Genomic DNA, 24283 nt, shown 5'->3' with positions numbered 1-24283 from the left:
GCACCATTATCTGAGAGGGTTATTCATATGAAACGTAAATTCGGAGACCGGGCCAACTGGCGCCGGATTACGCGCCGCCATTTTGCCTGCCGCTATGTGGAAACCCGGGAATTCAGTGGGTACATTACACTGTATACCATTTACGGGCTGAAGGAGCCGCTGTGGAAGAGCTATGGCAGGCATACATACCGCATTGCGGACAAAGGGTATTCATGGCTGCAGTATTTTCCCAAAGACAGCCACTATATTGTGACGGCCATGTTTGACGAACGGCAGAATATTGTACAATGGTATATCGACACCTGCAAGGTTCAGGGAGTAACTGACCAAGGGGTTCCCTGGTTTGATGATTTATACCTGGATGTTGTGGTGCTGTGGAACGGTGAAGTGTTCTTGCTGGATGAGGATGAGCTGGAGGAAGCGCTGGAACGGGACGACATAACAGACAGTGACTATAATTTAGCCTGGTCTACAGCAAATACGATACTGCGCAGTATCGATGCTCATGCCTTCCCTTATTTCTCCCTTTCACTGAAGCACCGTGCCGAATTATTTCATCACGGAGAGTTCAGGAGGAAATAATAATGGAATGGTATGTCTATCAAAGAGGATCCTCCCCTATTCGCAGAGTCACCCGGAAGCGCCATTACCGTATGAAGCGAATGTTGTGGGCTGCACTGATTCTGCTCATCGTTGCCGGACTGATCTGGTGCGCTGTGGCACTTAGCAGAATTAATGGTGCAGAAACAACCGCGCCAATGGTGAAAGCGGATGCGGGTGTAATTCTGGGCATGTCGATGTGGGGGGATGAACCCAGTCCGGGTCTGAAGGAGCGGCTGGATTACGCGCTTGAGCTCTATCGTTCAGGAGCATTCACCCATTTTGTGGTTTCAGGAGGTCTGGATCACCCGGATAACAAGTATACTGAAGCCGAGGGAATGAAGAGGTATCTGGCGGCACATGGTGTTCCGGAGGATGTGATCTATCTGGAGAAGCAGTCTACCAGCACCTATGAGAATCTTCTGTTCAGTAAGGCAGTCATGCAGCAGGAGGGCTTGTCTTCTGCGGTTATCATTACGCATGATTTCCATGGCCGCCGTGCGCTGGAGATTGCACGTGAGCTTAAGTTCACGAACCCGGAGCTTGGGGTTACGGAGTCTAAGGTCATGTCAATGTTCAAGTACAAGACACGCGAAATTCTCGCCTATACCAAATGGAAAATGCAGCAGTTATCTTTATAAATCTGCTAATTTCGGAAACTGCTAATAACACCCCCTGTACCGGAATAGACTGTTTAGAGCAAGTCAGCCCTGTATAATGAGGTGAATAAGGTGAACGGACATGTAGCGGCGGCAAGTGGACGGGATGAAGGAAGACCGTCACGGCAGATCAATATTGTGCTGAGGAATCAGGATCCGGCGCCGGTGGCCAGCTCACCCGCAGACAGTGCCAGCGGCCCGGTACCCCTAAAAAACCACAGCCACAGCGGACTGTTCCAGGAACTCAGCCGGGAACTGGACGCGTTAGTAGGTCTGGATAATATCAAAGAGCTAGTTTTTGAGATATATGCCCTGCTCCAGGTAGCACAGATGCGCAGTGAAGCTGGACTTGCCAGCGGGGGCCAGGCCTATCATATGGTCTTCAAGGGAAATCCCGGTACAGGCAAAACAACCGTAGCACGGATTGTTGCGAAGCTGTTCCAGCGGATGGGTGTGCTCAGCAAAGGCCATCTCATTGAGGTGGAACGGGCGGATCTGGTGGGCGAATATATCGGGCACACTGCCCAGAAGACGCGGGATCTGGTGAAAAAGGCGCTGGGGGGCATACTTTTTATCGATGAGGCCTATAGTCTGGCCCGCGGGGGAGATAAGGATTTCGGTAAAGAAGCCATCGACACACTGGTGAAATCCATGGAGGATCACCGGAGCCAATTTGTGCTGATTCTGGCCGGTTATTCCGGGGAAATCGACTATTTTCTGATGAGCAACCCCGGTCTGCCCTCACGGTTTCCGATTCAGGTGGAATTTCCTGACTATACGATTGACCAGCTGCTGCAGATTGCCGAGCTAATGGCCAAGGAACGCGATTATATTCTGATGCCGCAGGCCATACTCAAACTTAAGCAGGCTTTACTGCTTGAAAAAACAGAAAGTCTGCATGCCTTCAGCAACGCAAGGTATGTGCGCAACAGTATTGAGAAGGCGGTGCGCTCGCAGGCGGTACGGCTGCTGAATCAGTATGAGAGCACAAGTCCCGGCAAGCAGGAGCTGATGACCCTGCGGACGGAGGATTTCAAATTGTAAGACATGAATGCATACAGATAAGGAGCACTTAATTAATGGCAATCACCACACATGATACCCAAACAGATGTTCAGGACCGGGCAATACTCGTCAGTCTGGTCACGGACAAAATCAAACGCACGGGCATTGATCCCGAGCTTTCACTTCAGGAGCTGGTCCAGCTGGCTGAAACGGCCGGGGTGGAGGTGCTCGATGTCATCCGGCAGAACAAGGAAACCCCGGATTCCAAATGGTTCATCGGTAAGGGAAAGGTAGAAGAGCTGCGGATGGCCGCTGACGGACTGGGTGCCAATACGGCGATCTTCGACCAGGAGCTGTCCGGAGCACAGGTGCGGAATCTGGAGGAGTCTCTGGATCTGAAGATTATTGACCGGACCCAGCTGATCCTTGATATTTTTGCGGGACGGGCGAAAACCCGGGAAGGCATCATTCAGGTAGAGCTGGCGCAGCTCTCCTATCTGCTTCCGCGTCTGTCCGGACACGGGAAGAATCTGTCGCGGCTCGGGGGCGGGATTGGTACGAGAGGACCAGGGGAGAGCAAGCTGGAGACCGACCGCCGTCATATCCGCGACCGGATTACCGAGCTGAAACGCCAGCTCGATGAGGTCGTCAAGACGCGTGAGCTGCACCGTGAACGCCGCCGTAAGAGCGGCGCTGTCCAGGTGGCACTTGTTGGCTATACCAACGCCGGCAAATCCACGCTGCTGAAGCAGCTTACAGATGCGGATGTCTATATTGAGAACCAGCTGTTTGCGACCCTCGATCCGACATCTCGCGTGCTCCAGCTTCCAGGGGGCAAAGAAGTTGTCCTTACAGATACTGTAGGGTTCATTCAGAATCTGCCGCATGATCTGGTAGCCTCCTTCCGGGCTACACTGGAGGAAGTGAATGAAGCGAATCTGGTTCTGCATGTCGTTGATTCCTCTTCGCCGATGCGTGAAGAGCAGATGGATGTTGTCCAGTCGATTCTGCAGGATCTGGGAGCCGCAGGAAAGCCGCAGATCGTCTTGTTCAACAAAACCGATCTGTGCCAGCCGGAGCAGCTGGAAATGCTTCCTATAGGTCCGGGATTCCTGAAGATCAGTGCTTTTAATCAGGATGACCTGACCCGGATTACGGAGATAATCAGCGATGAACTGGCCGGGGACACCCTGATCTTCCGGATTCCCGGGGACCGGGGAGACCTGTCATCACTGCTCTACCGGGTTGGAGAAGTACTTGAGCAGAATTATGACGGGAATGACGTACTCTATAATGTTCGTCTGAATAAAGAGGACTACGATAAATGGAGCTACAAGCTAGCTGAGTTCATCGAACCGCAATAAGTGCATAGGTACAGGCATTACAAGTCCCCGCACAGCCTCGGTTCTGCTTCGTATCATTCGGGGCAGGCGCTGCTGTGCGGGGTTTCTCGCTGAAATGGACACCGTTCCTCTTGGAATCGCGTAGATATTATCAGCTTTGACAAAGTAAAAGTAGGGTAGGGAGAGGTTAAGAGGAAATGGCAGTATTTGCAGAGGATTTATTACAGGCAGCGGAAGCTGCGGAACTTGAAATTGAAGTTGCCGTTAAACGGCTGGATAAAATTGTAGATCATAATCAGTGGAAGGTCATTGAAGCCTTCCAGCGCCAGCATGTCAGTGATTTTCATTTTGCCGGATCTACGGGATATGCCTACAATGACCGGGGCCGTGAGGTGCTGGATCTGGTCTATGCCGAAGTATTCGGCGCGGAGGCGGCGCTCGTACGCCCGCATTTCGCTTCAGGCACTCATACGATATCAACGGCGCTCTTTGGTGTGCTCCGTCCCGGAGACGAGCTTCTATACATTACAGGACGCCCCTACGATACACTACATAAGGTAGTTGGCAAGCCCGGCGACGGGACAGGCTCTCTGGCGGACTTTGGCATCGGCTACCGCGAGACTGCACTGACGGCTGACGGTAAAATTGACTGGGATGAGGTTGCTATAGCGGTAAACGATAAAACTAAGGTTATTGGAATCCAGCGTTCCCGCGGTTATGATTGGCGTTCTTCCTTCACTGTTGCTGAGATCGGTGAGATGGTATCGAAGGTGAAAGCATTAAAACCTGATGTAATTGTATTCGTAGACAACTGCTACGGAGAGTTCACCGAGACTCTGGAGCCCCCACAGGTTGGCGCTGACCTCGTTGCCGGTTCATTGATTAAGAATCCTGGCGGGGGAATTGCCGAGACAGGCGGGTATATCTGCGGCCGGGCAGATCTGGTGGAATTGGCCGCATACCGCTTGACTGCTCCCGGGATAGGCGGAGAAGTCGGTGCCATGCTGGGGACGACTCGTGGACTGTATCAGGGGCTCTTCATGGCTCCTCATACCGTAGGGCAGGCTGTGAAGGGCAGTGTTTTCGCTTCCGCTGTATTCCAACGCTGCGGGTTTACGACCAAGCCGGGCTGGGATGAGCCGCGGACGGATCTGATTCAGGCGGTAGCATTTGACGGACCTGAGCATCTGATTGCTTTCGTCCAGGGAATTCAGCGTGCAGCGGCAGTAGACAGCCACGTTGTTCCAGAGCCATGGGATATGCCTGGTTATGAGCATCCGGTCATTATGGCGGCAGGGACGTTCATTCAGGGCGGCAGTCTGGAGCTATCTGCGGATGCACCAATCCGGGCGCCGTACATCGGGTATATGCAGGGCGGATTAACTTACTCTCATGTAAAATACGGGGTATTAATGGCCCTGCAAAGCATGAGAGAACGCAATTTACTTTAATTAATTGTGAACGTACAATAACCGGACACTCAGCTGATTGCTGTCCGGTTATTTGCACTGGAGGACTGAATTAGAATTTCTCAAATTTATCTACTTTCATTGAAGCCACTTCACCGCATTTTTTACAAATTGTTAATGTAAGCTTCGAACCAAAAGAGAAGTAGTTATTTACAGGCCTTACGTTAGCGTAGCCCTCCAATTTTCCTTCAGCAAAAGTATTATTTCCGCAAGCTTTACAAATGAGATTATTCTGGTTCATAGAAGTCACCCCGTAGTAGTTTTATACTATATCTACGTAGTTTAAGGAGAAGCGTTCCCCTATGCTCTAAGTGAAGAGGAGATGAAGTCTATGCTGAATGAAGCGGCAGCGATAGAATATTTAACGCAACAAAACAATGTGAGTGAAGCTCCCGTTATAGTGATGATGTGCGGTGTGGCTGGCTCGGGGAAAACAACCTTTGCGCTGAAGCTGGAGAAAGCGGGATTCGTCCGGCTCTCGATCGATGAGGATATTTGGAGTACACATGGCCGTTTTGGTGTAGATTATCCGGAGCAGGCTTATGAATCCTTTAAGGAACAATCGGAAATCAGGCTGCGGGGGGAACTGGTGAAGCTGATTCAGGCGAAGCGTCATGTCGTTATCGATTTCAGCTTTTGGCAGCGGCAGAAGCGGGATGAATATAAACAACTGATTGAGCGTCATGGAAGCGTTTGGGCACTGATCCATTTAAAAGTCCATCCGGACGAATTGCGCCGGAGGCTTCAGATCCGGAGCGGGCGTTTTGATGCTAATGCCGCTTTTCCAATCACGGAAGAGATTCTGACCCGTTTTTTGAGCGGATTTGAGACCCCGGCAGGAGAAGGGGAGCTGGTGATTGAAGGTTAGCCAGTCACATTTTCTTTTGAATAAGGAGTTTCTGAAAAGTTGGAGTCGTGCATGATGCGCGTTTGAGCGAAACTGTTTTCCAGTACGGAACTTTTGCTTGAGGATTGATCTATGTGATATACTGCGGGAAGCCAGGTCCCATGTAGCTGACACTTTGTTCACTTAATCTCTCATTGGCTTAAAGAAATCTTGTGAGAAAAACTCACATACCATTGACACGCCATATAAGGAAATGTACAATGAGATGAGAAAAAGATCATTGGAAGGTTGGATGAGTCATGGGTGATGAAATCCGCAGAAATATGGCATTATTCCCTATAGGAATCGTAATGAAGTTAACCGATCTATCTGCCAGACAAATTCGTTATTATGAACAGCACAGTCTGATCGTACCCGCGCGCACATCCGGCAACCAGCGTTTGTTCTCCTTTAATGATGTTGAACGTCTGCTAGAGATCAAGGCATTGATTGAGAAGGGTGTTAATATTGCCGGCATTAAGCAGGTGATGAATCCTGTCTCGAAGGAATCCGAAGAAGCTACAGTCATTACCCCTGATACAGAGGTTCGGCGTAGAGAGTTATCCGATTCACAGCTTCACCGTCTGCTTAAGCAGGAACTGGTTTCCGGTAAAAGACCGGGACAAGTGTCTCTAATCCAAGGCGAGCTATCCCGGTTTTTTAATAAATAACATAGAGATTTTGAAAGGGAGAGGGTAAAGTGAGCTTTTCTAAAGAGGATATTCTGCGTATTGCCAAGGATGAGAACGTCCGGTTTATTCGCCTGCAATTTACCGATCTGCTCGGAACAATCAAAAATGTGGAAATTCCCGTAAGTCAGCTGGAAAAGGCACTCGACAACAAAATGATGTTCGACGGTTCCTCCATCGAAGGTTATGTCCGGATCGAAGAATCCGATATGTACCTGTATCCGGATCTTAGCACTTGGGTGATTTTCCCTTGGGTGACGGATAGTCGTGTTGCACGTCTGATTTGTGATGTGTATATGCCAGACGGAACACCGTTTGCCGGAGATCCGCGCGGTATCCTCAAACGTTGTCTGCTCGAAGCTGAAGAAATGGGCTTTACTGCTATGAACGTTGGACCTGAACCTGAATTCTTCCTGTTCAGAACAGATGAGAAGGGTAACCCGACCACTGAACTGAACGATCAGGGCGGATATTTCGATTTGGCGCCGATGGATCTTGGGGAGAACTGCCGCCGCGAAATCGTGCTGACGCTTGAAGAAATGGGCTTTGAAGTGGAAGCCTCCCACCATGAAGTGGCTTCCGGCCAGCATGAAATTGACTTCAAATACGCCGATGCTATCAAGGCAGCGGACCAGATTCAAACCTTCAAGCTTGTCGTGAAGACGGTAGCCCGTCAGCACGGCCTGCATGCTACTTTTATGCCTAAGCCGCTATTTGGCATGAACGGATCCGGTATGCACGCACACCAATCCTTGTTCAAAGGCAACGAGAACATGTTCTATGACGAAAGTGACACACTGGGTCTGAGTAAAACAGCCCGTTATTACATGGCAGGGATTCTGAAGCACGCACGTGCTTTTGCTGCGATCACTAACCCGACTGTCAACTCATACAAACGTCTGGTGCCTGGTTATGAAGCTCCTTGCTACGTGGCCTGGTCTGCGAGCAACCGCAGCCCGATGATCCGTATTCCCGCTTCCAGAGGGCTCAGTACACGCGTTGAAGTCCGTAACCCGGACCCGGCAGCTAACCCTTACCTTGCACTTGCTGTAATGTTGAAGGCAGGTCTGGATGGAATCAAACGCCAGCTTGATCTTCCGGCTCCAATCGACCGTAACATCTATGTGATGTCTGAGGAAGAGCGGATTGAAGAAGGCATCCCAAGCTTGCCGTCCGATCTGAAGGAAGCCCTCAACGAAATGATCCGCAGCCATGTTATTACCGAAGCTCTGGGTGAACATGCGCTGGCCCACTTCTACGAACTTAAAGAAATTGAATGGGATATTTACCGGACCCAGGTTCACGAATGGGAAAGAGATCAGTACATGACGCTTTACTAGGATACAGCAGCCCTTGGCGCTCTAAGCGCCGGGGGCTTTTTTGTTTGTGGGCGTGAGGGTGGTGGGGGTTGCTTAAATTAATGGTGGTGCCCACAAAATGCCCACAAATAAATAGTGGGAATTATTCGAGGATAGATTTCATGTAGCTGTTTGCAGAGTGGTTGTAAACAAAATGACATTATATATCAAAAATAGTCATATTTAGGCATTTTATATTATCAATAAATTACATATTTATGATAAAAAATGGATTCTAATGAACCATGGAAAATAAACATATAAAAGGATAATATTAACTTTGTAATCGGCCGATTAACGAAATTATCGAAAGGCGGAAGATCATTGAAATTTAAAAAGATTCTATCTGCACTTCTTGTCTCAGCTGTTCTTATGATACCTTCGGCATCAGCCTTTGCAGAATCCAATGCAAATGCCGCTGAGGTAACACCATTTCTTATAGGTATTGGTGATTCTCAGGCATCTGCAATATCGCTTGTGCTAAGTAATGGGGTTGATGTGGCCACCGGTGGTGTTATTTATGACCTTTTTATACAAGACGCTTCCGAGAAAGATTGGTTTAAGTGGACCAATACATCTTCAAGTTTTAGGAGGGTTGCTGCTAATATAGGTGGTTATAGTGGAAATGGTCCTATCAGAGCGGGCTTCAAAATCAATTATAACAACAGTTTCGGTGAGACTGATTTGTATTATTCTGATAAGGCAAACACTACAAATACGCAAGTCTTGGGAAATATTTTTGTCCCACCTGGAGCCACAGTATACTTAGTAGTTGATGCACCTAATTTCACAACACCTCCTTCGTACCATCTTAATTTTGCAGCCTACACTTTTTAACGGTTATAGTGCAAGCGCCTCTTGAATTTAAGAGGTGCTTTTTTTAGAATAAGGAATGGATGAGAGCGCCTACGAAGGCGTTTTTATTTTGCCCTCGGAGTCGATCCGGGGGCTTTTACATTAGAGAGAGGAAAGGGGAGCGGGGGATGGGCACAGAGGTATCCACAATACAAGAGCTGCTGCCACTGGTTGAAGAGTGTGGGCTGTCGGTTGTCTTACTGTTCTTGTTTATCATATTTGCTTATATTCAGTGGCGGGCTGTCTCAAAAGGCGAGTTGGTTCCGCGTGAGATGCTGGATCTTGCCCTGGAGGACAATGACCGCCTGCAGGATATCCTGGACAAAGAACGGGCAGCTTTTACGCAGCCAACCCTTGAAGTGCTGCAGCGATTAAAGGCAGATCATTCCGCCAATAGCGGAAATGATGAGGATAGGGGAGGACAACCGTGTGGAGTATTGTTCAAACGTCTATCGCCCTAGCACAAAAAGAGAAATGGAGCTGGCGCAGGCATCCCGCAGGGTTGCCTTTTCAATCGCACATGCATATGGGATTTCATTCATCTGTGCGCTGCTGCTTATAGCCGCGCTTTTTTTTGTAATTCCACACACGGTTCCGGTGATTCAGCGGTGTATGCTGCGTTGAAGTCCACAGCCTTGGCCGTAGCTCAAACCGGCACAACCCTGGGCCTGCTGATCCTGACGTATCTCATGTATACCCGGCGGCAGGATCTGTTTATGATCTTCCCGGCCGTCAAAGAGGGGGGGCTATAAAGATGCTGACGCTTGAACAGGTAAAGCTTAAATCCTTGTCGTGGCTGGGCTGCATACGGTCCTGGGTGACTGCTACAGTGGCGCTGATCGAGCGCTGCTACGCCCGGAGAGTCAATATAGTCATTACTCAGGGGCTGCGGACTATCTCGGAGCAGGATGCATTATACGCGCAGGGCCGTACGAAGCCCGGGCAGGTCGTAACCAACGCTAAAGGCGGGACCAGTTGTAAATAGTCAGTCTCAAGTGAAAGCTTTATACGCCTCATACAAGTTTGGTCTTACCATTACACCGAATGAATACGGTGGTGCGATATATGATTTGTTCATCCAAAGTGCTACCGATCAAGATTGGTTTAAGTGGACAAATACAACAACAAATCTCAAAAGAATTGGTGTTCATGTGGGAGGATTTAGTGGTAACGGTCCTACAAGAGCGGGTATAATTATTAATTACTATAATGGTCTCACTGAACTGGGCCCACTTTACACAGGAAAGGCAGGAACTGCTGAAGCGCAATCGTTTAGTAATGTTTTGCTTCCGCCTGGAGCAACAATATATGTGGTCGTAGATAATCCCAACTTCACTGCAATGACGCAGTATCATCTGAATTTTGCTCATTACAACATAAGTTTTTAAATCTAACATGGATGCACCTCGGAATTTTTTGAGGTGCATTTCTATTAAAAATTCATTTATCACATTAAACTGCTTTAAGGGTGTTTTAAGTTTGGTCTTGGAGCGATTTGGGCGTCTTTTTATTACATACTTTTAGAAATAGAGGGGAGCGGGAAGAAGGATGGTTCATTCATGTATAGGAATTATTCGAAAAACCGTGTTTTTTGTTAAATTCAGAGCATACAAAAAATAACCCGCCGGCTTATGCCTGACGGGTTATTTTTTGAATTAATAAATTGTCGGTTTGGATGACAGAATTATCATTTCTTGAGCATCGTCAAGACTTAGTTAACTAAGATAATATAATAAAATGTAATACCATTCCCAAAGTCAGCTGCGACTGTACTGGTTCCAGGATGTAAGGCAGTAAACTTTCCTTCAGCCGGTATTATTTCAATGGATCCGTCATAGTTAATATACCAAAAATTATAGCCAGTCAACCATATAGTTTCGCCTACTTGCATTCTAACAATAGCCTGAGTCTCGTCAATTGGTTTTATTACAGCATTTGGAGAAATTGAAGTTGAAGAGCTAAGAGTAGAAGATGGAGCTTCAGCAGCAAATGATGTCGATCCTACCGTAAAACATGCGGCAATAGTTAAAAGTCCAATAAGCAATTTCCTTTTCATAAATAGATAATCCTCCCAAAAAAGTATTTAGTTTCATGAAAAACAATACTCCTAATGGATAATAATGTATATGAGTAGTAAGGATGATTTGAAATGCGGTATTATGTAAGAATGTATATAAATAAGTCGAAAAATAATAAAATGTATTAAAATGGTTGTAATTGCCTAGGACTAAATGATCGGAGCTTGAAGCGGAATGAAAATAACTTAAGAGCATTATTTGAAAAATAGAAAAGGCATTGTGCTAATAATCGTAGGATTAATTGTTGCGGGAACAGCGCAGATTAAGCTGGAGAAAAGAGATAATAAAAAAAGAACCTTTAAAAGGTCCTTAGCGGGAAATCTCAGACAACTGTTTGGTATGGGCCTCTAACAACTCGACGACAATCATTTGCCCCGTGACGCCAAAATTCCTTAAGCAACGCAATTCAGCCAATGAAGCTTTCATCAAATCACCCACGGTGATGTAATTGCTCTCATATAACGAATTAAGAATACGAGAAATGCTTTTAGGGTTTCTGGTCGATCTCTGTCTTAAGGTGTGAATAGGTCGTGGATATAGTCTACGGTCAATTTCAATGTAAGACATGAGGGGAAGAGTATCTCTAGTGGACAATCTCGTGATGTCTCCCTTCATATATCTGGTAATTATTATAAATATATGAGAATATATTTCAATCCTTTTTTTACAAAATACACATAAAATACAAAATTATTATTTAGGATAATAGATATTTAATAGAGCTATTGAATTAAAGCGACTCGCCGGACTAATGGCTGACGTGTTATTTTATCTACATCCCAATGGTTAGCCGGATGGTTTATTTTACATAATGTACCATGTCCTATATACTGGATCATATACACACTAAAGGAACCCTTTGCAGGTGCTTACCCTGAGAATCACTTTTATGACTAAGGATAGGCTGAAGTGAAGCATGTGTTTAGAGGGTTTGGGCTTGGGGACTATTGCTGTTACAGCTGATACTGGCCGTGGTTGTTGCGGTGCCGGTATTTCCTTTTTAATAAATAAGTTACATAGGGGTATGAAATGAGAAATAAATATGTAAGTATTATTGCAATGATCCTATTATTAACGCTAATTTGTTCTCAGGCTGGAGCTGCAGAAGGAACTGGCATGTCAACTGAAACCAGGGAACGGATTATAGAGCAATATGGGCTGGATTCACCGTTAGCAGGTAGTCCGGACTGGAGCGGAATGGATGTGGGGATAAGCGGGCCGGTTGATGTACTGGTTATAATCTGCAGGTTTATTGTGAGTCCGTTAGTGTTCACGATTCAAGAAATATTATAGCTGGAGGGAATAAACATGAACCCGCGATATGATGCTCCGCAGCCTGAACCCAGAGCCCGCAAGAAAACAGCGGCGAAACTGTCTTTCGTAATTATAGTAGTACTGGTTTTACTAGCGGTCATGAATCCGGGTAAAGAGGACTTTGGAGAATACGCAGTGAATCATCTGGAGGAAACACTGGGGGGAGGGCTAGCTGGAGAAATTACCAGTATGGTCGCTCAGCCTATGGTCGAATCGTTTACTATCCGGGAAAATTACATTCTGTTCTCCACATTCAGCATACCTGATATTCAGGATAGTAAGACATTTATCGGTGATATTAAGGCAAAGCGCAAATACCTCGGGCTGTTTAAGATCATTTTCATCAAGCTCTAAGCTCTAAATAGGGTATACATTTTGTTCCAGAACCCGTTATAATTGAACTGATTTGTTTGCTCTATGAATCCTTATTATTCTTGCGTGTGCACTAAGGAGGAAAGATGTTGAATACTGCGTATAAAGTTCTTTCAAGTGATGCTGATATATTCGCGGCGGCACTTGCCCAGGTGAAGGTCTATGTCGTTCAACTGATCGAGGGTAAACCGCATGTTATAGCTGATTACGCCGGACCTGTACAGAAATGGACGCCGGAGTATGTATTGCTGGCCGGAATGACCTATAGACGTGACGAATTTGAGTTCCGGGTAAGGCTGCCCAAGAAGTAAAAGCAGGTAAACGCTTCGGGGTAACGAATTAGTAGCTGAGGAGGTGGTCGCAAGTGAGTAAAGTTATTTTTGAGCTTCAGTATGTGAATGGGCAAATTGAAGAGCTTGAATCTGTGTTTGAATCGGCGGGAGAAGCCAGAACCTATCTGACATCCGGTGGTTTGACAGGCTGGATTCCGGCAGGAGGCAAGTATCTTAATCCTGTCAATATTATCTCTATCAAGGTCAAAGAAAGCTAATTTTAATATTACTGCCAAATCACACAGTCTCCGAAGCTAATCTTTGCATTTCTTATACTATAAAACGTAAAAGAGGTGTAATGATGACGCAAAGAGAACGAAACAGAATCCGCAGAGCAATTAATGCACTGCTCGCACAGAGAGCAATCCTGCTTGAAAGACTTGAGGAAATTAATGAGAACCTGCGCAGATTTCCAAGTGGTTCACGTGCCAGAAGAGAATTGCTGGCTGCCAGAGCATCTATACGTGAAGCGATTCGTTTAAACACTATTGCTATCCGGTCGTTGCGCAGCGTATTGTAGTCTGTAGTCAGGGGAAAAGTATCCAATCAAAGACATCCTCCCGGGATGTCTTTTTTGCCGTACGATTGAGACTGTAGAAGGCACGGAGTATAATTGATCAATGAAGAGTAAGAGGTTTGAGGGACGATATATACCAGGAGATATGGTGAACAAGCTGCACAAGAGCTTGATACAGGAAGGTGTGAAGAATGGACGATCAATTACGGCAGCGTTTGGGACTGCCAGAATTACAGGATAGAACACTGTCTGTTAACGCAGATATGGTTTTGGAAGAAAGTTCTAAATTGGATGCAGCCGGAACCACCGTGCTGAATGTCTCCAGAGAAGATGTGGAGAAGGGGCGGCTCGAGAGCTATTTGCGTGAATTTAAGAAATATGAGAAGAAGCGGCTACGGGGCAAAATCATAATTATATTCAATGGGTATGAGCAGGATCGCCGGGAAGTTTATCAGGTGCGGGAGATTACGAACTGGGTTGACCGTCTGCTCAAGAACGTGCCTCATCTATTCTATTTCCTCAGCAGAGACAATTACGCGATGCGGATTGCGTTCTTTTGTCTGTCTGAGGTGGTGGGCCGCTCCGGGATGGAAGTGTCCATCACCAAAGAGCAGGGACGCAGGCTGATCGAGAAAGTTACCAAGAGTGCATTGGTCTACGCCAAAAAAAGCAAAGACTCACCTGCGGAACAGTGGAGTCTGGCTGAAAGTATTCTGGACGAGCTTGGTTATGAGCAAACTGTGCAATAATTCTGTGAAGAACCCCTTTGGCGAAAACCCGTCAGAGGGGTTCTTGTGTTCAAATATAGGGAGTTATAGGTGGCTGCATGATTGCGGCTACTCCCTGATGGTTACACGGGTACCAATGGGAATGATGGCAGCCAACGCGACCACGTCCTGGTTATACATGCGGATACAGCCGTGGGAGACCATGTGGCCGATAGAGGAAGGGTCATTCGTTCCGTGAATTCCATAATGCGGCTTGGACAGGCCCATCCAGAAGGCTCCGAACGGTCCGCCCGGATTGGGCTGCTTATTAATGATCGTGTACTCGCCTACCGGCGAGACGGTCAGCATCCGGCCAATGCCGACAGGAAATCCTCTGGTTACGGTGTCATTATCAAGCAGATAAAGCATGCGCTGTGAAAGGTCGACAATAATTCGATAGTTGGGCATGGGATCAGCACTCCTTTGTAATCAGGATATGTGCGGATAGCTAAAGCGGTTCGGAGTAAAAAATGCCAAAAACCGTTATGGGAACAAATGTTCCTGCGTTGGTTTTTTGGCATTTTAGGCAAGCGTAACAGGATCTAAATAGGAAAAAGGCTGCTTCGCGTGATGCGGAGCAGCCTGATTATGGAGGAGAAGGATTAATGGATATCGCGGAATAATCCAATGACTCTGCCCAAAATAGTAACGCGGTTAAGGCGGAGAGGCTCGTAAGCCGGATTCTCCGGCTGCAGCCGGATATGATCACGTTCTTTGTAAAAGGTCTTAACGGTTGCTTCATCTTCTTCGGTCATCGCAACAACGATGTCACCATTGTCAGCGGTTTGCTGTTGGCGGACAATAACATAATCGCCGTTCATAATCCCGGCATCAACCATACTGTCGCCGAGTACAGAAAGCATGAATACCTTGTTATCCCCTACGTAATGAGTAGGAAGCGGGAAGTAATCCTCAATATTCTCTGTAGCGGTAATAGGAACACCAGCAGTGACCTTACCAATTACTGGGATGCGGGTAACCGTCTGGACGAATTGATGTACATTCTCTGAATCTTCCTGTCCGAGCAATTCAATAGCCCGCGGTTTCGTAGGATCGCGCCGGATCAGGCCCTTCTTCTCAAGCCGGTCCAGATGACCGTGCACTGTAGAACTGGAGGCCAGGCCAACAGCTTCACCAATTTCCCGAACGGACGGAGGATAACCCTTGCTGCGGACTTCGTTACGTATAAATTCCAGGATCGCCAGCTGGCGACTCGAAATCTTTGACATCGGAATCAACCCCATATACTATGTTTGGGAAAATTATAACATAGAACTGCCGTTCGTACAAACATAAGTTCTAAATTGTGAGAATAATAGCCCGAAAAATAAAGGGAACAGTTGTTCGAAAAAACTATTGATCAAAACACATGTTCGTGTTATATTATTTTCGAAAGTAAGAACAAGTGTTTGGAGGACGATATTTATGTTAAAATACAGTACCTACAATAGTATCTACAATGAGGATATCAAGGTGTCCGCTCCCGGTAATCCATTACCCCATAATCCATTGGCACAATTCAGAGACAAGACCCTTCGCCTGCTGTCTGTACTTACCTCGATATTCCGCCAGGTCAGCTTTGTTAAGATATCTCTGATACTATTACTCACGATCTCCGGATTTACAGTAGTCGGTAATGTGTTCGCTGGTTCTGTCACTTTAATGAAGCCTGAGAAACGGATCGTAGTTGAACGCGGAGACACCTTGTGGAGCATTGCACTCAAGAATAAACCGGATGATATGAGGACTGCTGTATATATAGAAGGGATCAAGAAGTCAAATGGTCTGAAGGACAGCGGAATTAAGGCAGGAGATATACTGACCGTGCCGGTATATTAACCGAAAGAAGCATACTGGTGTTTGACTAAGAGAGCTTTCAGGGGGTAGACCTTGACAAGCTCTTTTTCTCATGGCAAAGTTAGAATGAATTTATAGGGGAGGGGAACGTATTGAATATTGACGAATTGGTCGCACGCATTAATGAATTGGCACGCAAACATAAGAATGGCGGCCTGAATGAGGAAGAATTGGCAGAACGCGCCAAACTCCGCGAGATATATCTGGGCAATATCCGCAGCAATTTCCGGGCCCAGCTTGATACCATTGAGATTGTGGATGATCCGGAGCATGAAGAAGGCAACAACGGACGTAAAGCTTAGTCTGCGGCCTTTTCATAGATAATACAGGATGACTAGGGGGAACTAACATGGCCCGTTCTTGGGAAAGAATGGTTCAACGCAACACCAAGCAAATCAATCAGCAAAGAAAGAAGCAGGGAAAAGAGACGATCTATGGGACGAGCTCTAAAGCTGCTGCAAAGAGCGTCGATATTTTCAAAGGCCGGAATATTGTATTCCCTGTCGTGTTAATGCTGCTTGGCATTATGTTCTGGGTAGTCGGTTCCATTGATGAAGCGAAAGGAAGCGGAATACTGGCCAACTGGCTGGGGGTAGTACTGTACTTCCTGCTTGCCGCGCTGTTATTCTTCCGCCGTCCGTTCCTTAAGGTGGAACGCGCCCGTCTGTCTACTATTAAATACAACCGCGAACGCTTTTTGCCAGCAACTGAAATTGAGAAGATTACCTTGTCGCGCAGTGTAGTTACCATTAAGTATAAAGGCAAGCGCAAGCAATGGATTTTCTCCAAGCTGATCAACCGGTATGACACCGCCGCCATGGCTGCACGCCTGGAACAATTCGGCAAGAACAACAACATTGAAGTAGTGCACGAATAGTAAGATAGACCAGCATAGGGAGTGGGAGAACGAAATGCCGATTACCGCCGTACTATTTGACCTTGACGATACACTGCTATGGGATGATCGAAGTGTGGAAGAAGCATTCCGCTACGCCTCTGAGGCTGCAGGGGATTCTGTTGATCCGCAAGAGCTTGAACAGGCGGTGCGCAGAGAAGCGCGTGCGCTTTATGAGTCTTACGAGACTTTTCCGTTCACGAAGCTGATTGGGATTAATCCTTTTGAGGCACTATGGGCTAACTTCACAGCTGGAGACCAGCCGGAATTCCGCCAGCTGGAACAGCTTGCTCCGGCCTACCGCACCGAATCCTGGCGCCGCGGACTTGCCTCTCTTGGAGTGGACGATGAAGCGCTGGCGGCACGCCTCGCTGCCAAGTTCGCCGTTGAGCGCCGCAGCCGTCCTTATATATATGAAGAGACGCTTCAGGTGCTGGATGAGCTGCGCGGCAAGGTGAAGCTGCTGCTGTTGACGAATGGCTGTCCTGCACTCCAGCAGGAGAAGCTTGATGGTGTACCTGAGCTTATTCCGTATTTTGACCATATTGTCATTTCTGGAAGCTTCGGTAAAGGGAAACCGGACAAGACAATCTTCGAGCATGCCCTCGGACTGCTGGATATTACGCCTGAGCAAGGGATAATGGTCGGAGATAAGCTTACGACTGATATTCTCGGTGGATTGGCTGCAGGTCTAACGACGGTCTGGATCAACCGGACGGCCAAGACTCCTGACCCGGACATCACTCCGGATTATCAGATCAGGCATCTTTCGGAGCTTCTGCCATTGGTACACTCCCTATAACTGATTTAGATGAAGCCGGTATCCTTATAGGATATTGGCTTTTTTAATATCCCTGCGAGGATCAAGATGAATGTAGTTCATGTATATGACTATTATCATGTGATATGGCCGTTAATGAAGCTTATTTCCGACAAGTTGAATAAAATGTGTATAATAAGGAAGAAAGCAATCTGACTTTCGTTGTTAACATGAAGATGAATCTATCGATGAACCGGGAGGGCTCCAGATGATTAAGCCAAAGATACTTAGAGGTCTCATTTGCATTGTCATGGGTATGACGCTTGCCGGCTGTTCAGGGAATAATGAAGAGGATATGTATATGCATGCAGCTGCTGATTCCTCGATGGTGCCTATCAAGGTAGAGCTAAGCTGGAGTCCGGAAGAAATATCCGTTAACGACAAGGTGACTTTTAAAGCTGTCATTAGTCAGGACGGAGAAGTTGTTGAGGACGCCAAAGAAGTGATCTTCGAAATTGTAGATAATACTGAGCCAGGCAAGAGCACTCAGCTGAAAGGGGCAAGTGACGGAGAGGGAGCTTATATAAGTGAACGTGCATTTGAGCAAGCCGGCAGCTATACGGTCACTTCCCATGTTACTGCCCGGACACAGCACTCTATGCCGTCTAAAGAACTCACGGTACAGCCATGATGAATTTGTGAGCTGTAGTTATACTGTCAATACAAATAATGCAGGGTGGAAAGGAAGGCTTTCCGAATTCCCTTTATTCTGCTAAACTTACTCTAATGTTTTACTGGGGGGATTGAAAGTGGCCAAATTCACACTTGCAGAAAGCTTGCAGCAACGCATATTAATACTAGACGGAGCCATGGGCACGATGATTCAACAGGTGCCGCTTACCGGCGAGGATTTCGGCGGGGATGAGCTGGATGGCTGTAATGAAATGCTGGTGCTTACCCGGCCGGAGGTGATTCAGGATATTCATGAGAAATACCTGGAAGCCGGTGCGGATCTGATTGAGACCAACACATTCGGCGCCACCTCTGTGGTGCTTGCAGAATATGATATCCCGCAGCGGGCCCGGGAGATTAACCTGGAGGCTGCCAGACTTGCGCGTAATGCTGCAGATAAATATGACACACCTGAGCGACCAAGGTACGTTATAGGGGCAATGGGACCGACAACGAAGACACTCTCAGTAACCGGAGGAGTAACGTTCCAGGAGCTTGTGGACAGCTATGAGGAGCAGGCGGTCGCGTTGATCGACGGTAAGGTAGACGCACTGCTGCTGGAGACTTCCCAAGACACGCTGAATGTGAAGGCCGGAAGCATAGGCATCCACAATGCCTTCGAGAAAAGCGGAATTACACTGCCGGTGCTGATCTCAGGTACCATCGAACCGATGGGGACTACGCTTGCGGGGCAGAACATCGAGGCCTTCTACATTTCGCTGGAGCATCTTAAGCCGATCTCTGTCGGATTAAACTGTGCGACCGGACCGGAATTCATGCGCGATCATATCCGTTCGCTGTCGGCTATTTCTTCGGCAGCGGTTAGCTGCTATCCGAATGCCGGGCTTCCGGACGAGAACGGCAACTACCATGAATCTCCGGATTCACTTGCCCGCAAGCTTGCCGGCTTCGCCGAGAAGGGCTGGCTGAATATTGCCGGCGGCTGCTGCGGCACAACCCCGGATCATATCCGGGCGATGGCCGAAGCCCTATCGGCTTATCCGCCGCGCGGGCTGGATGGCATTCATCCACCGGCACTCTCCGGCATAGAGCCTGTGTACATTGAGAGCGATAACCGTCCTTACATGGTCGGTGAACGGACCAACGTGCTGGGATCTCGGAAGTTCAAGCGGCTGATTGTCGAAGGCAAGTATGAGGAAGCTTCAGAGATTGCCCGCGCACAGGTGAAGAGCGGAGCGCAGGTCATTGACGTCTGCGTGCAGGACCCTGACCGTGATGAGACGGAGGATATCAAACGCTTCCTAGAGCTGGTAGTGAAGAAAGTCAAAGTCCCGCTGATGATCGATACCACTGATCCGAAGGTGATTGATCTGGCCTTGCAATATTGCCAAGGGAAGGCGATTATTAACTCCATTAACCTTGAAGATGGGGAAGAGAAATTCGAGCTCGTGACTCCGCTGATTCATAAATACGGTGCTGCGATCGTTGTGGGCACCATTGATGAAACCGGGCAGGCGATCCTGGCTAAGGACAAGCTGGAGGTTGCCAGACGTTCTTACGATCTGCTGGTGAACAAATATGGGCTGGCCGCTGAAGATCTGATCTTTGATACCCTTGTATTCCCTGTCGGAACAGGGGACGAACAATATATCGGTTCTGCGAAAGAGACGATTGACGGTATCCGCCTGATCAAGGAAGCCCTGCCTTCCGTTCATACGATTCTGGGCATAAGCAATGTATCGTTTGGACTGCCGGAAGCGGGCCGTGAAGTGCTCAACTCGGTGTTTCTCTATGAGTGCACCAAAGCCGGGCTGGATTATGCGATTGTGAATACCGAAAAGGTGGAGCGTTATGCCTCCATTCCGGAAGAAGAACGCAAGCTTGCCGAACAGCTGATTTATAATACGAATGACGATACTTTGTCTGCGTTCGTAGCCGCTTTCCGGGAGAAGAAGGTCGAGAAGAAAGAGAAGATCTCCAATCTCTCGCTGGAAGAACGTCTTGCCTCGTATGTCGTTGAGGGAACTAAGGAAGGACTTATTCCTGACCTGGACGAAGCCTTGAAGTTATCCGGTCCGCTTGAGATTATTAATGGTCCGCTGATGGCGGGGATGTCGGAAGTCGGCAGATTGTTCAATAACAATGAGTTGATTGTTGCTGAAGTGCTGCAAAGCGCTGAAGTGATGAAGGCTTCGGTCGGTCATCTGGAGCAGTTTATGAAAAAGGATGAGACCTCGGTTAAAGGAAGAATTATGCTCGCAACCGTTAAGGGCGATGTGCATGATATCGGCAAAAACCTTGTGGAGATTATCCTCTCCAATAATGGTTACGAGATCGTCAATCTGGGGATAAAGGTTCCGCCAGAGAATATAATTGAAGCCTTCCGCAAGGAAAAAGCAGACGCCATCGGATTATCCGGCCTCCTGGTGAAGTCGGCGCAGCAGATGGTACTGACGGCGCAGGATCTGCGCGCTGCCGGTATCGATGTGCCGATTATGGTCGGCGGTGCGGCATTAACCCGCAAGTTCACCAAGACCCGTATCCGGCCTGAATATGACGGTCTGGTATTATACGCCAAGGATGCCATGGACGGTCTGGATATCGCCAACCGGCTGATGAATCCGCTGGAGCGGGGCAAGATTGAGGAAGAGGTACGCCAAGAGGAGGAGGCTGCCGTAGCTGTGGCTCCGCAGCAGCCGCTTCCCGAGCTGACCCGAGCTGTCCGCTCCAAGATTTCGGCGGATGCCCCTGTGTTTACCCCGCCGGATCTGGAACGTCATGTCCTGCGCAATTATCCGCTTGGACATATTATTCCTTATGTGAACATGCAGATGCTGCTCGGCCATCATCTGGGACTGCGCGGTTCCGTGGAAGCGCAGCTGGCAGCGGGGGATGCGCGTACAGTGGAATTGAAAGAAACCGTAGACGATATTCTGCATCAGGCGATGCTGGAAGGTACCATTGTTCCACATGCCATGTATCAGTTCTTCCCGGCCCAGTCGAGCGGGAATGATATCCTGATCTATGATCCGCAGAATCCTGCCAATGTGCTGCATACCTTCACCTTCCCGCGGCAGAACGTTGAGCCGTATCTCTGCCTCGCCGACTTCCTGAAGCCGGTGGACAGCGGGGTTATGGATTACGTCGGGTTCCTGGTCGTAACCGCCGGACATGGGGTACGTGAATTGTCCACTGAGCTTAAGGACCGGGGAGATTATCTCCGTTCCCATGCCTTGCAGGCAGTAGCGCTGGAGGTGGCAGAAGGACTGGCTGAACGCGTTCACCATATGATGAGGGATACCTGGGGGTTCCCGGACCCGGCGGATATGACAATGAAGCAGAGACACGGGGCGCGTTATCAAGGAATCCGTGTATCCTTTGGCTACCCGGCTTGCCCGGATCTGGAGGATCAAGGGCCGTTATTCAAGCTGCTGTCTCCGGAGGATATTGGAGTTCATCTTACTGAAGGCTTCATGATGGAGCCGGAGGCTTCGGTATCGGCAATGGTATTTGCACATCCTGAAGCGCAGTATTTCAATGTGGAGAAGCTGTAAACTGCCCTGATTGATCATCACCCGTCAGAAGGGCTTGTGCCCGTCATAGCGGAACCTCCCGTCACCGGGAGGTTTTTTGCTGGAAATATAAGAATTTATATATTTCGCTTATAGCCGGTTCCACTTGAAAGATGCTTTCAGCGCCAAAACAGAGTAGAATTCTTTTCATAAGAACCGGCATGATAAAAATAAGGTAAGAAGTACGAGAGAAGAGAGGAGGGGCATAATGGAAATTTATTTCTTGGGAACAAATGCCGGAGTACCGACACTGCAGCGGAATGTAACCTCAATCGCCCTCAGGCTGCTTGAAGAACGGCGCACGTTCTGGATGTTCGATTGTGGAGAAGGGACACAGCATCAGGTTCTCCGTTCACCGCTGCGGCTGGGCAAGCTGGAGAAGCTGTTTATCACCCATTTGCATGGTGACCACTTGTTCGGCCTTCCGGGGCTGCTGTCGAGCCGTGGCTATCAGGGCGGTACATCACCGCTTACAGTGTATGGACCTCCTGGGATCAAAGCTTATCTGGATATTTCACTGTCTGCAAGCCAGTCGCGAATCCCCTACAAGCTTGAGATTATCGAGCACAGCGGTGGACTTGTGTTTGAGGATGACACGTTCAAGGTTGAGGCGGGACTGCTTGAGCATAGAATTGACAGCTATGGGTACCGGGTAACGGAGAAAGACAGTCCGGGCAACCTCGATGCAGAGCTGCTTAAGAGTTACGGATTGAAGCCCGGGCCGCTGTACGGCAAGCTGAAGAGAGGTGAAGATATCACAACTGAAGACGGGGTTGTGATCCGGGCAGCGGATGTGATCCACGCGCCGAAACGCGGCCGCATTGTTACTATTCTGGGCGATACCCGTCCTTGCGGGGGAACACTGCCGCTCGCACAGGATGCCGACCTGATCATTCATGAGGCGACCTTTGCCCATGACCTGGCCGATATGGCCTATCAGTATCATCACAGCACAGCCCGGCAAGCTGCGGAACTGGCAAGCCAGGCAGGCGGGCGCGAACTGCTGCTGACCCACTTCAGCTCGCGGTACAGCTCACAGGAGGAGCTGATTCCACTACTGGAAGAGGCGCAGGCCATCTTCCCGGCTACACTGCTGGCGGAGGAATTCTGCACCTTCCCGGTCCACCGGAGAACTACGGGGAATGCCCCCGGGGAATGAATTATTTTCCGGGAAAGCGCAGGAAATGACAGGGCGGTGCCATAAAAAGCCTGCCGGTACTGCGGTTCGCTATCGTTCGACGAAGTATGTTAAATTTTAAATAGTTGGAGAGCTTTAAGCGTACGAAGCAGAAGAGAAATTGGCGAAACGGAGTAGCGGAAAAGTTAGGATGCCATTAAAAAACTCAATAACAGTGGGCTATAGCGGGAAATGGTTAGAAAATTGCGAAGATTATTTATAGCATTAACTATTAATCCGATGAATTAATAAATGGGCTTCAAACAGGGGGAATTATGAACAATATAGGTGGTTTGTTAATTGATCTGGACGGAACCTTGTATCACGGCGGCCGGATGATTCCGGATGCAGACCGGCTGATAGCGGCGTTGCGTAGAGCGGCTGTTCCGTTCCTGTTTGTCACGAATAACTCTTCACGCACACCGGCAAGTGTTGCTGCACATTTGCGCGGGATGGGAATTGAGGCGAATCCGGAAGAGGTCTGCACCTCATCACTTGCTGCGGCACGCTACATTGCTGGGGAATCTCCGGAAGCAACCGTGGCGATACTTGGAGAAGAGGGATTGGTGCAGGCCTGCGCCGAGGCGGGGTTGATTCTGGTCACGGAGAATCCGCAATATGTTGTCCAGGGCATCGACCGTTCTTTTACATATGAATCGCTGGCCCGGGCCTCGCGCTGGATACGGGAAGGAGCCAGGTTTGTGCTGACCAACCCGGACCTGATGCTCCCCTCCGATGGCGGGGTGATGCCCGGCGCCGGAACCCTTGGGGCTGCAATCGAAGCAGCCAGCGGAGTGTCACCTGTAGTGATCGGCAAACCGGAATCCCATCTGATTACCTACGCGACTTCACTGCTGGGGATCACACCTGAGGAAGCGGTTGTAGTCGGAGATAACATGCGAACAGACATTTCTGCCGGTGTGAATGCAGGCTGCCGCACGATACTGGTGCTGACAGGCCTGACCACACGCGATAATCTGGAGCACTACCAGACTGTTACAGGAGTTAAGCCGGATGAAATTTGTGCTGATTTAGCTGAACTAATGGTACTGCTCGGTGTATAATGACAAAGGTATGCCTTTTAC

Annotated in this window: 30 protein-coding genes; 26 read left to right on the top strand and 4 right to left on the bottom strand. The window is 48.4% G+C overall.

Translation table 11 applies throughout. From position 1 onward, the window contains the following. Positions 1 to 27 precede the first annotated feature (27 nt). The 13 genes from R50912_RS18330 to R50912_RS18275 all read left to right on the top strand — a co-directional run bounded on the left by R50912_RS18330 (position 28) and on the right by R50912_RS18275 (position 10252). Positions 28 to 582: a ribonuclease FAU-1 family protein gene (locus R50912_RS18330; RefSeq protein WP_039299253.1), complete on the top strand. Its 555-nt coding sequence runs from the start codon at positions 28 to 30 to the stop codon at positions 580 to 582. Positions 583 to 584: 2 nt separating this feature from the next. After that, complete coding sequence (locus R50912_RS18325; RefSeq protein WP_042236915.1) at positions 585 to 1241, top strand: YdcF family protein; 657 nt, start codon at positions 585 to 587, stop codon at positions 1239 to 1241. Between the two features lie 90 nt (positions 1242 to 1331). Beyond that, positions 1332 to 2303, top strand: a complete 972-nt coding sequence (locus R50912_RS18320; protein ID WP_042236913.1) for an AAA family ATPase — start codon at positions 1332 to 1334, stop codon at positions 2301 to 2303. Between the two features lie 35 nt (positions 2304 to 2338). Next, positions 2339 to 3628: a GTPase HflX gene (hflX, locus tag R50912_RS18315; protein ID WP_042236912.1), complete on the top strand. Its 1290-nt coding sequence runs from the start codon at positions 2339 to 2341 to the stop codon at positions 3626 to 3628. Between the two features lie 176 nt (positions 3629 to 3804). Further along, entirely contained in the window at positions 3805 to 5058 is a 1254-nt protein-coding gene (locus R50912_RS18310; protein WP_042236909.1) for a methionine gamma-lyase family protein, read from the top strand. A 349-nt stretch (positions 5059 to 5407) separates the two neighbouring features. Then, positions 5408 to 5944, top strand: a complete 537-nt coding sequence (locus R50912_RS18305) for a P-loop nucleotide/nucleoside kinase family protein (RefSeq protein ID WP_042236908.1) — start codon at positions 5408 to 5410, stop codon at positions 5942 to 5944. 278 nt (positions 5945 to 6222) lie between these two features. Continuing rightward, positions 6223 to 6633: a MerR family transcriptional regulator gene (locus R50912_RS18300; RefSeq protein ID WP_019910684.1), complete on the top strand. Its 411-nt coding sequence runs from the start codon at positions 6223 to 6225 to the stop codon at positions 6631 to 6633. A 29-nt stretch (positions 6634 to 6662) separates the two neighbouring features. Continuing rightward, entirely contained in the window at positions 6663 to 7991 is a 1329-nt protein-coding gene (glnA, locus tag R50912_RS18295) for a type I glutamate--ammonia ligase (protein ID WP_039299225.1), read from the top strand. A gap of 342 nt (positions 7992 to 8333) precedes the next feature. Continuing rightward, positions 8334 to 8846, top strand: coding sequence for a hypothetical protein (locus R50912_RS18290; protein ID WP_042236907.1), 513 nt, complete (start codon positions 8334 to 8336; stop codon positions 8844 to 8846). A 146-nt stretch (positions 8847 to 8992) separates the two neighbouring features. Beyond that, positions 8993 to 9325: a hypothetical protein gene (locus R50912_RS18285; protein WP_042236906.1), complete on the top strand. Its 333-nt coding sequence runs from the start codon at positions 8993 to 8995 to the stop codon at positions 9323 to 9325. Positions 9326 to 9472: 147 nt separating this feature from the next. Further along, positions 9473 to 9616 (top strand): hypothetical protein, encoded by a 144-nt coding sequence (locus tag R50912_RS35625; protein ID WP_197072940.1) that lies wholly within the window; start codon positions 9473 to 9475, stop codon positions 9614 to 9616. Positions 9617 to 9618: 2 nt separating this feature from the next. Continuing rightward, positions 9619 to 9849, top strand: coding sequence for a M15 family metallopeptidase (locus tag R50912_RS18280; RefSeq protein ID WP_042236905.1), 231 nt, complete (start codon positions 9619 to 9621; stop codon positions 9847 to 9849). Between the two features lie 10 nt (positions 9850 to 9859). Further along, entirely contained in the window at positions 9860 to 10252 is a 393-nt protein-coding gene (locus R50912_RS18275; protein ID WP_042236904.1) for a hypothetical protein, read from the top strand. A gap of 323 nt (positions 10253 to 10575) precedes the next feature. Here R50912_RS18275 and R50912_RS18270 read toward each other — a convergent pair whose 3' ends face one another. Further along, positions 10576 to 10920 carry a hypothetical protein gene (locus tag R50912_RS18270; RefSeq protein ID WP_042137886.1) on the bottom strand — a complete coding sequence of 115 codons (345 nt, stop codon included), beginning with the start codon at positions 10918 to 10920 and terminating at the stop codon, positions 10576 to 10578. A 331-nt stretch (positions 10921 to 11251) separates the two neighbouring features. Then, positions 11252 to 11509, bottom strand: a complete 258-nt coding sequence (locus R50912_RS36475; RefSeq protein WP_425497131.1) for a DNA-directed RNA polymerase subunit alpha C-terminal domain-containing protein — start codon at positions 11507 to 11509, stop codon at positions 11252 to 11254. A gap of 549 nt (positions 11510 to 12058) precedes the next feature. Between R50912_RS36475 and R50912_RS35025 the strand changes: the two genes are divergently transcribed. From R50912_RS35025 to R50912_RS18245, 5 genes are all read left to right on the top strand, one after another. Continuing rightward, on the top strand, positions 12059 to 12235 hold the full coding sequence (locus R50912_RS35025; RefSeq protein WP_156123184.1) for a hypothetical protein: 177 nt from the start codon (positions 12059 to 12061) through the stop codon (positions 12233 to 12235). A gap of 15 nt (positions 12236 to 12250) precedes the next feature. Then, positions 12251 to 12610 (top strand): hypothetical protein, encoded by a 360-nt coding sequence (locus R50912_RS18265; protein ID WP_042236903.1) that lies wholly within the window; start codon positions 12251 to 12253, stop codon positions 12608 to 12610. Positions 12611 to 12714: 104 nt separating this feature from the next. Next, positions 12715 to 12939: a hypothetical protein gene (locus R50912_RS18260; RefSeq protein WP_305954185.1), complete on the top strand. Its 225-nt coding sequence runs from the start codon at positions 12715 to 12717 to the stop codon at positions 12937 to 12939. 53 nt (positions 12940 to 12992) lie between these two features. Continuing rightward, the gene (locus R50912_RS18255) at positions 12993 to 13178 is read left to right on the top strand and encodes a hypothetical protein (RefSeq protein ID WP_042236902.1); all 186 of its coding nucleotides are present in this window, start codon (positions 12993 to 12995) and stop codon (positions 13176 to 13178) included. 490 nt (positions 13179 to 13668) lie between these two features. Next, complete coding sequence (locus R50912_RS18245; RefSeq protein WP_042236900.1) at positions 13669 to 14226, top strand: hypothetical protein; 558 nt, start codon at positions 13669 to 13671, stop codon at positions 14224 to 14226. 87 nt (positions 14227 to 14313) lie between these two features. On the opposite strand, the gene R50912_RS18240 is transcribed toward R50912_RS18245, so the two are convergent. Both R50912_RS18240 and lexA read right to left on the bottom strand, forming a co-directional pair. After that, the gene (locus R50912_RS18240) at positions 14314 to 14652 is read right to left on the bottom strand and encodes a L,D-transpeptidase (protein ID WP_039299202.1); all 339 of its coding nucleotides are present in this window, start codon (positions 14650 to 14652) and stop codon (positions 14314 to 14316) included. 194 nt (positions 14653 to 14846) lie between these two features. Further along, the gene (gene lexA / locus R50912_RS18235; protein WP_039299199.1) at positions 14847 to 15473 is read right to left on the bottom strand and encodes a transcriptional repressor LexA; all 627 of its coding nucleotides are present in this window, start codon (positions 15471 to 15473) and stop codon (positions 14847 to 14849) included. A 196-nt stretch (positions 15474 to 15669) separates the two neighbouring features. On the opposite strand from lexA, the gene R50912_RS18230 reads away from it, so the two are divergent. From R50912_RS18230 to R50912_RS18195, 8 genes are all read left to right on the top strand, one after another. After that, positions 15670 to 16083 carry a LysM peptidoglycan-binding domain-containing protein gene (locus R50912_RS18230; protein ID WP_042236899.1) on the top strand — a complete coding sequence of 138 codons (414 nt, stop codon included), beginning with the start codon at positions 15670 to 15672 and terminating at the stop codon, positions 16081 to 16083. A gap of 110 nt (positions 16084 to 16193) precedes the next feature. Beyond that, the gene (locus R50912_RS18225) at positions 16194 to 16403 is read left to right on the top strand and encodes a DUF896 domain-containing protein (protein ID WP_042236897.1); all 210 of its coding nucleotides are present in this window, start codon (positions 16194 to 16196) and stop codon (positions 16401 to 16403) included. Positions 16404 to 16450: 47 nt separating this feature from the next. Continuing rightward, positions 16451 to 16978, top strand: a complete 528-nt coding sequence (locus R50912_RS18220) for a hypothetical protein (protein ID WP_042236895.1) — start codon at positions 16451 to 16453, stop codon at positions 16976 to 16978. A gap of 34 nt (positions 16979 to 17012) precedes the next feature. After that, positions 17013 to 17798: an HAD family hydrolase gene (locus R50912_RS18215; RefSeq protein ID WP_042236893.1), complete on the top strand. Its 786-nt coding sequence runs from the start codon at positions 17013 to 17015 to the stop codon at positions 17796 to 17798. A 226-nt stretch (positions 17799 to 18024) separates the two neighbouring features. Further along, positions 18025 to 18447, top strand: a complete 423-nt coding sequence (locus tag R50912_RS18210; RefSeq protein WP_042236891.1) for a FixH family protein — start codon at positions 18025 to 18027, stop codon at positions 18445 to 18447. Between the two features lie 178 nt (positions 18448 to 18625). Beyond that, a complete protein-coding gene (gene metH, locus R50912_RS18205) occupies positions 18626 to 22003 on the top strand; it encodes a methionine synthase (protein ID WP_442950524.1) in 3378 nt (1125 codons plus the stop codon). A gap of 226 nt (positions 22004 to 22229) precedes the next feature. Continuing rightward, positions 22230 to 23180, top strand: a complete 951-nt coding sequence (gene rnz / locus R50912_RS18200; protein ID WP_042236886.1) for a ribonuclease Z — start codon at positions 22230 to 22232, stop codon at positions 23178 to 23180. Between the two features lie 293 nt (positions 23181 to 23473). Next, positions 23474 to 24262, top strand: coding sequence for a TIGR01457 family HAD-type hydrolase (locus R50912_RS18195; RefSeq protein ID WP_042236885.1), 789 nt, complete (start codon positions 23474 to 23476; stop codon positions 24260 to 24262). Positions 24263 to 24283: the final 21 nt, after the last annotated feature.

The sequence above is a fragment of the Paenibacillus sp. FSL R5-0912 genome (genome assembly GCF_000758605.1).
GTDB lineage: Bacteria > Bacillota > Bacilli > Paenibacillales > Paenibacillaceae > Paenibacillus_AQ.
The sequence above is the reverse complement of the archived record's forward strand: the minus strand, read 5'-3'. Positions and strand labels throughout refer to the sequence as shown.